We start from the raw sequence: 6,592 nt of genomic DNA, 5'->3' as shown, positions 1-6,592 counted from the left end.
TGCCCAGCTGGCTGCGTCCCAGCGCCGAGACGATGCCGCTGGTCACCGTCTGGCCGACGCCGAAGGGGTTGCCGATCGCCAGCACCTGGTCGCCCACGGCGAGCTGGTCGGAGTCCCCCAGCACGATCACCGGCAGCTTGTCCAGCTGCACGCGCAGCACCGCCAGGTCGGTCTCCGGGTCGGTGCCAATCACGCTGGCGCTGGCGCGCCGGCTGTCCGAGAGCGTCACCTCGATCTCGTCGGCGCCTTCCACCACGTGGTTGTTGGTCAGGATGTAGCCCTCGGGGCTGAGGATGACGCCGCTGCCCAGGCCCATCTGCGCCTGCGTGCCCTGCTCGCCGAAGAAAAACTGGAACCAGGGGTCGTTGCTGCGCGGATGCCGCACCGCCTTGCTGGTGTTGATGCTGACCACCGCGGGCGAGGCCTTGCGCGCCGCGGCACTGAAGCTGCCCGCGACCGGCTGCGTGGCCGGCGCCGGCGGCGCCTCGATGAGCGAGATGCCCGCCGCCGTGGTGGTCGCGCCGCGCTGCAGCCAGCCCGGCTGCAAGGTGGCGACGACGAAATAGGCAGCGATGAGGACCGTCACGGCCTGGGAAAAGAGCAACCAGAAGCGCTTCATGGAGGTGCGGAAAGGGAGAAAAGCATCGATTGTCGCGCGACTGCCGGTGCGCGCGACTGCCGGCGGGCACAGGCGGCACAATCGGTGGCCATGAGCATCGACCGACACGAACTCCTGGCCCGCCTGGACGCGCTGCTGCAGCCCCAGGCCTTCAAGGACTATGGCCCCAACGGCCTGCAGGTGGAGGGCCGTGCGCGCGTGGCGCGCATCGTCAGCGGCGTCACGGCCAGCCGGGCGCTGATCGACGCGGCCATTGACGCCGGGGCCGACACCATCCTCGTGCACCACGGCCTGTTCTGGCGCGGCATGGACGGGCGCGTCACCGGCTGGATGAAGGAGCGCCTCAAGCGCCTGCTGGCGCACGACATCAACCTGCTGGCCTACCACCTGCCGCTGGACGCGCACCCCGAGCTGGGCAACAACGCCCAGCTCGGCCAACGCCTGGGCTGGCAATGGGATGCGCGTTTTGGCGAGCAGGACCTGGGCTTTGCCGCGCCCTGCGACATCGCCAGCGCCCAGGAGCTGGGCCGCCATGTCGGGCAGGTGCTGGGCCGCACGCCGCTGGTGGTGGCGCCCGAGGGCGCGCCGCGGCCCATCCGCCGTGTCGCCTGGTGCACCGGCGGCGCGCAGGACTGGTTCGAGGCGGCCATCGCCGCCGGGGCGGACGCCTTCATCACGGGCGAAATTTCCGAGCCCCAGGCCCACCTGGCGCGCGAGACCGGGGTGGCCTTCATCGCCGCCGGCCACCACGCCACCGAGCGCTATGGTGCGCCCGCGGTGGCGGCGCACGTCGCCGCGCAGCTGGGCCTGGAGCACCAGTTCATCGACATCGACAACCCGGCCTGAACGCCATGGCCTGGAGCAAACCGATTGCCATCACCCAGGGCGACCCGGCGGGCATCGGCCCCGAGATCGTCGCCAAGGCCTTTCGCGATGCGCCCGAGGTACTGCAGGGTGCCTTCGTCGTGGGCGACTGCGCCACTCTGGCGCGGGCACTGGCCTGCATCGCCCAGCCTGGACGGCCGCAGGTGGCGGTGCAGCGCATCGGGCAGCTGGCGCAGCTGCAGCAGCTGCAGCACCTGCCGCCGCACAGCCTGCCGGTGTGGCAGTTGCCCGGACTGGTGGAGGCCGCGCCCTGGGGCGCGGTGAGCGCCGAGGCCGGGCGGGCAGCGGCCGACTGCGTGGTCTGGGCAGCGCGCGCGGCGCTGCGCGGCGAGGTGGCGGCCCTGGTCACGGCGCCGCTGCACAAGGAGGCGCTGAGTGCCGCCGGGGTGCCCTTTCCCGGTCACACCGAGCTGCTGCAGGCCGAGGCGGCGCGCCACGCGGGCGTGCCGCTGGCGCAGATGCCGGTGCGCATGATGCTGGCCAATGACGAGCTGCGCACGGTGCTGGTCAGCATCCACGTGGCGCTGCGCGAGGCCATCGATGCAGTGACCGCGGACAACGTGTTGCAGAGCCTGCGAATCACGCACGCGGCGCTGTCGCGCAGCCTGGGCCGCGTGCCGCGCATCGGCGTGGCGGGGCTTAACCCTCATGCGGGCGAGGGTGGGCTGTTCGGTCGCGAGGAGATCGAGGCCATCGCCCCGGCAGTAGCGCGCGCCCGCGCCGAGGGCATCGATGCGCAGGGGCCGCACGCACCGGACACCGTCTTCATGCGCGCCCGCACGGGCGAGTTCGACGTGGTGCTGGCCATGTACCACGACCAGGGGTTGATCCCGGTCAAGTACCTCGGGGTGGACAAGGGCGTGAACGTCACCCTGGGCCTGCCCCTGGTGCGCACCAGCCCGGACCACGGCACGGCGTTCGACATCGCCGGGCGCGGCGTGGCCGATGCGGGCAGCCTCATCGAGGCCGTGCGCATGGCGCGCGCACTCTCGAACGGCTGAGAGGCCCGGCTCAGCCCTGCGGCGGCGGCGCCAGGGGGGGCCTGGACTGCAGCGCGTCGCGGATCTCGCGCAGCAGCTGGATGTCCTCCGGCGGCGGGACCGGGGCGGCCGCGGCTTCGTTCCTGGCCGCCTCGGCCTCCTTGAGCGGCCACTCGCGCTTGAGGCGGTTGATCTGCTTGACCATCATGAAGATGATGAAGGCCAGGATGAAGAAATTCACCGACACCGTGAGGAAGTGCCCATAGGCAAAGACCGGCACGCCCGCCTTGCGCACCGCCTCCAGCGTGTGCGGCACGTCGGCCGGAATGCGCGCCAGCGGGACGAACAGGTTGGAGAAATCGAGCTTGCCGAACACCAGCCCGACCACCGGCATGATCAGGTCATTGACCACCGAATCGACGATCTTGCCGAAGGCCCCGCCGATGATGACGCCCACCGCCAGGTCGATGACGTTGCCCTTGACGGCAAATTCCCTGAATTCGTGCGCAATGCCCATGTGCATGTTCCTTGTCGTGGATGGAGGGTGGGAAGTATTGCCTACCGGCAGGGCGCTGTGCAGGCGGCGGGCCCCGCAATGCCCATTTTCACTCCGCTACAATTTACGGTTGTCCCTTCACAGCGATGCATACCAAGGATCCCCATGAGTGAAACTCCGATCGACTCCAGCAAGCGGACGTGGCTGATCGCGTCCGGCTGCGCGGGCGCGGTGGGCGGCGTGGCAGTGGCCGTGCCCTTCGTGAGCACCTTCCAGCCTTCCGAGAAGGCCAAGGCGGCCGGAGCCGCCGTCGAAGTGGATATCTCCGCTCTCAAGGCCGGCGAGAAAATGACGGTGGAGTGGCGCGGCAAGCCCGTGTGGATCGTCAAGCGTACCCCCGAGCAGGTTGCCGAGCTGCCCAAGCTCGATTCGCAGCTGGCCGACCCCAAGTCCGAGCGCCATCCCGACGAGTTCACGCCGCCCTACGCGCGCAACGAGCACCGCTCCATCAAGCCCGAGATCCTGGTGGCCGTGGGCATCTGCCCGCACCTGGGCTGCTCGCCCTCCGACAAGTTCACCCCTGGCCCCCAGCCCTCGCTGCCGAGCGACTGGCAGGGCGGCTTCCTGTGCCCCTGCCACGGCTCCACCTTCGACCTGGCCGGCCGCGTGTTCAAGAACAAGCCCTCGCCCGACAACCTGGAGGTGCCGCCGCACATGTATCTGTCGGACACCCGGCTGCTGATCGGCGAAGACAAGAAAGCTTGAGGGGCACTGACATATGGCTGCTTACCGCGAATTCAAGGAGCTTTCGCCCAACGCCTCGGCGGGCGCGAAGACGATGAACTGGCTGGAGAACCGTTTCCCGACGGCCTTCGACGCCTACAAGGTTCACATGTCGGAGTACTACGCTCCGAAGAACTTCAACTTCTGGTACATCTTCGGCTCGCTGGCGCTCTTGGTGCTGGTGATCCAGATCGTCACCGGCATCTTCCTGGTGATGCACTACAAGCCCGACGCCGCCAAGGCCTTCGAGTCGGTCGAGTACATCATGCGCGACGTGCCGTGGGGCTGGCTGATTCGCTACATGCACTCCACGGGCGCCTCGGCGTTCTTCGTGGTGGTGTATTTGCACATGTTCCGCGGCCTTTTGTATGGCAGCTACCGCAAGCCGCGCGAGCTGGTCTGGATCTTCGGCTGCGCCATCTTCCTGGCGCTCATGGCCGAGGCCTTCATGGGCTACCTGCTGCCCTGGGGCCAGATGTCGTACTGGGGCGCGCAGGTGATCGTGAACCTGTTCTCCGCGATTCCCTTCATCGGTCCGGACCTGGCGCTGCTGATCCGCGGCGACTACGTGGTGGGCGATGCGACGCTGAACCGCTTCTTCAGCTTCCACGTCATCGCCGTGCCGCTGGTGCTGCTGGGCCTGGTGGTGGCGCACCTGCTGGCGCTGCACGACGTGGGCTCCAACAACCCCGATGGCATCGAGATCAAGGGCCCGGGCAAACCGGTGGACGCCAACGGCCATCCGCTGGACGGCGTGCCCTTCCACCCGTACTACACGGTGCACGACATCCTGGGCGTGTGCATCTTCCTGTTCATCTTCTCGGCCATCATCTTCTTTGCGCCCGAGTTCGGCGGCTACTTCCTGGAGTACAACAACTTCATCCCGGCCGACCCGCTGAAGACGCCCGCGCACATCGCCCCGGTGTGGTACTTCACGCCGTTCTACTCGATGCTGCGCGCCATCACCAGCGAGATGATGTATGCACTGATCGCCTGCGTGGTGCTGGGCGCCGGCTTCGGTGTGCTCAAGGCCCGCCTGCCCGGCATCATGAAGGGCGTCGTGCTGGTGGCCGCCGTGGTGGGCATCGCGCTGATGCTGGCCATCGACGCCAAGTTCTGGGGCGTGGTGGTCATGGGCGGCGCCGTCGTCATCCTGTTCTTCCTGCCCTGGCTGGACCAGAGCCCGGCGCGCTCCATCCGCTACCGCCCCGACTGGCACAAGTGGGTGTATGCCGTGTTCGTGATCAACTTCGTGATCCTGGCCTACCTGGGCGTGCAGCCGCCGTCGCCCATCGGCGAGCGCGTCTCGCAGGTCGGCACGCTGTTCTACTTCGGCTTCTTCCTGCTCATGCCCTGGTGGAGTCGCCTGGGGACGCCCAAGCCCGTGCCCGAGCGTGTGACCTTTGCCGCCCACTGAGCTGGAGAACAACACAATGAAGAAATTCGTTTTCGCGCTGATCGCCGCGCTGGGCCTGGCCGCCGGAGCGCACGCCTCCGAAGGCGGTGTCGCCTGGGACAAGGCGCCCGTCAACACCAGCGACACGGCGTCGCTGCAAAACGGCGCCAAGCTGTTCGTCAACTACTGCCTGAACTGCCACTCGGCGGCCTTCATGCGCTACAACCGCCTGAAGGACATCGGCCTGAGCGAGCAGCAGATCAAGGACAACCTGCTGTTCAACACCGACAAGATCGGCGAGACCATGAAGTCCGCCATTGACCCGCTGCAGGCCAAGGCCTGGTTCGGCGCCAACCCGCCCGATCTCACCGTGATCGCCCGCTCGCGCGCCGGCTCGGGCGGCACCGGCGCCGACTACCTCTACACCTTCCTGCGCACCTTCTACCGCGATGACACCAAGGCCACCGGCTGGAACAACCTGGCCTTCCCGAGCGTGGGCATGCCGCATGCGCTGTGGCAGCTGCAGGGCGAGCGGCGCGCCGTGTTCGAGGCGCGCGCGGGCCATGAGGCGGTCGAGCACGTCTTCAAGGGCTGGGAGGAAATCTCCAAGGGCACGATGTCCGCCCAGCAGTACGACCAGGCCGTGGGCGACCTGGTGAACTACCTGCAGTGGATGGGCGAGCCGGCGCAGAACACCCGCGTGCGCGTGGGCGTGTGGGTGCTGATGTTCCTGGGCGTGTTCACCTTCATCGCCTGGAGGCTCAATGCGGCCTTCTGGAAAGACGTCAAGTAAGCTTTGCAACACGGGTCCGGCGGCACGCACAGGCATGCCGCCGGACCGAATTCCAGAGTGGACGCGCCAGCGCGCCCACTCTTTTTGATTTTCAGGAGCCACTGACCATGATGGTGCTTTACTCGGGCACGACCTGCCCCTTCTCCCACCGCTGCCGTTTCGTGTTGTTCGAGAAGGGGATGGATTTCGAGATCCGCGATGTGGACCTGTACAACAAGCCTGAAGACATCAACGTCATGAACCCTTACGGCCAGGTGCCCATCCTGGTCGAGCGTGACCTCATCCTGTATGAGTCCAACATCATCAACGAGTACATCGACGAGCGCTTCCCGCACCCGCAGCTGATGCCGGGCGACCCGGTGGACCGCGCCCGCGTGCGCCTGTTTCTGCTGAACTTCGAGAAAGAGCTGTTCGTGCACGTGAACCAGCTCGAGTCGCGTGCCACCAAGGGCAATGAGAAGGCGCTGGAGAAGGCCCGTGCCCACATTCGCGACCGCCTGACGCAGCTGGCACCCGTGTTCCTCAAGAACAAGTACATGCTGGGCGAAGGTTTCTCCATGCTGGACGTGGCGATCGCGCCGCTCCTGTGGCGCCTGGACTACTACGGCATCGAGCTGTCCAAGAACGCCGCGCCGCTGCT

Annotated in this window: 8 protein-coding genes; 6 read left to right on the top strand and 2 right to left on the bottom strand. The window is 67.4% G+C overall.

All coding sequences use genetic code 11. The features are described 5' to 3' along the window. Positions 1-619, bottom strand: a 619-nt coding sequence (locus tag RT051_RS14150; RefSeq protein WP_313077643.1) for a trypsin-like peptidase domain-containing protein, incomplete at its 3' end; no start/stop codon positions are given. Between the two features lie 90 nt (positions 620-709). On the opposite strand from RT051_RS14150, the gene RT051_RS14145 reads away from it, so the two are divergent. After that, positions 710-1,465, top strand: coding sequence for a Nif3-like dinuclear metal center hexameric protein (locus tag RT051_RS14145; protein ID WP_313077640.1), 756 nt, complete (start codon positions 710-712; stop codon positions 1,463-1,465). Positions 1,466-1,470: 5 nt separating this feature from the next. Further along, entirely contained in the window at positions 1,471-2,505 is a 1,035-nt protein-coding gene (gene pdxA, locus RT051_RS14140) for a 4-hydroxythreonine-4-phosphate dehydrogenase PdxA (protein ID WP_313077638.1), read from the top strand. Between the two features lie 10 nt (positions 2,506-2,515). On the opposite strand, the gene mscL is transcribed toward pdxA, so the two are convergent. Then, entirely contained in the window at positions 2,516-3,001 is a 486-nt protein-coding gene (gene mscL, locus RT051_RS14135; protein ID WP_313077636.1) for a large conductance mechanosensitive channel protein MscL, read from the bottom strand. Between the two features lie 144 nt (positions 3,002-3,145). Between mscL and petA the strand changes: the two genes are divergently transcribed. From petA to RT051_RS14115, 4 genes are all read left to right on the top strand, one after another. Further along, positions 3,146-3,745, top strand: a complete 600-nt coding sequence (petA, locus tag RT051_RS14130) for a ubiquinol-cytochrome c reductase iron-sulfur subunit (RefSeq protein ID WP_313077634.1) — start codon at positions 3,146-3,148, stop codon at positions 3,743-3,745. Between the two features lie 13 nt (positions 3,746-3,758). Continuing rightward, positions 3,759-5,180 carry a cytochrome bc complex cytochrome b subunit gene (locus RT051_RS14125; protein ID WP_313077633.1) on the top strand — a complete coding sequence of 474 codons (1,422 nt, stop codon included), beginning with the start codon at positions 3,759-3,761 and terminating at the stop codon, positions 5,178-5,180. Positions 5,181-5,196: 16 nt separating this feature from the next. After that, entirely contained in the window at positions 5,197-5,952 is a 756-nt protein-coding gene (locus tag RT051_RS14120; RefSeq protein ID WP_313077632.1) for a cytochrome c1, read from the top strand. 107 nt (positions 5,953-6,059) lie between these two features. After that, positions 6,060-6,592 (top strand): glutathione S-transferase N-terminal domain-containing protein (locus RT051_RS14115; protein ID WP_313077630.1); only part of this gene is annotated, 533 nt, incomplete at its 3' end.

This window comes from Melaminivora sp. (assembly GCF_032059615.1).
In the GTDB taxonomy this organism is placed as follows: domain Bacteria; phylum Pseudomonadota; class Gammaproteobacteria; order Burkholderiales; family Burkholderiaceae_C; genus Melaminivora.
Note: the sequence above shows the minus strand (reverse complement) of the source record. Positions and strands in the feature narration are given on the sequence as shown.

Coding starts and splice junctions, on each gene's coding strand:
- RT051_RS14145 (WP_313077640.1), top strand. CDS start 710: ATGAGCATCGACCGACACGAACTCCTGGCCCGCCTGGACGCGCTGCTG.
- pdxA (WP_313077638.1), top strand. CDS start 1,471: ATGGCCTGGAGCAAACCGATTGCCATCACCCAGGGCGACCCGGCGGGC.
- mscL (WP_313077636.1), bottom strand. CDS start 3,001: ATGGGCATTGCGCACGAATTCAGGGAATTTGCCGTCAAGGGCAACGTC.
- petA (WP_313077634.1), top strand. CDS start 3,146: ATGAGTGAAACTCCGATCGACTCCAGCAAGCGGACGTGGCTGATCGCG.
- RT051_RS14125 (WP_313077633.1), top strand. CDS start 3,759: ATGGCTGCTTACCGCGAATTCAAGGAGCTTTCGCCCAACGCCTCGGCG.
- RT051_RS14120 (WP_313077632.1), top strand. CDS start 5,197: ATGAAGAAATTCGTTTTCGCGCTGATCGCCGCGCTGGGCCTGGCCGCC.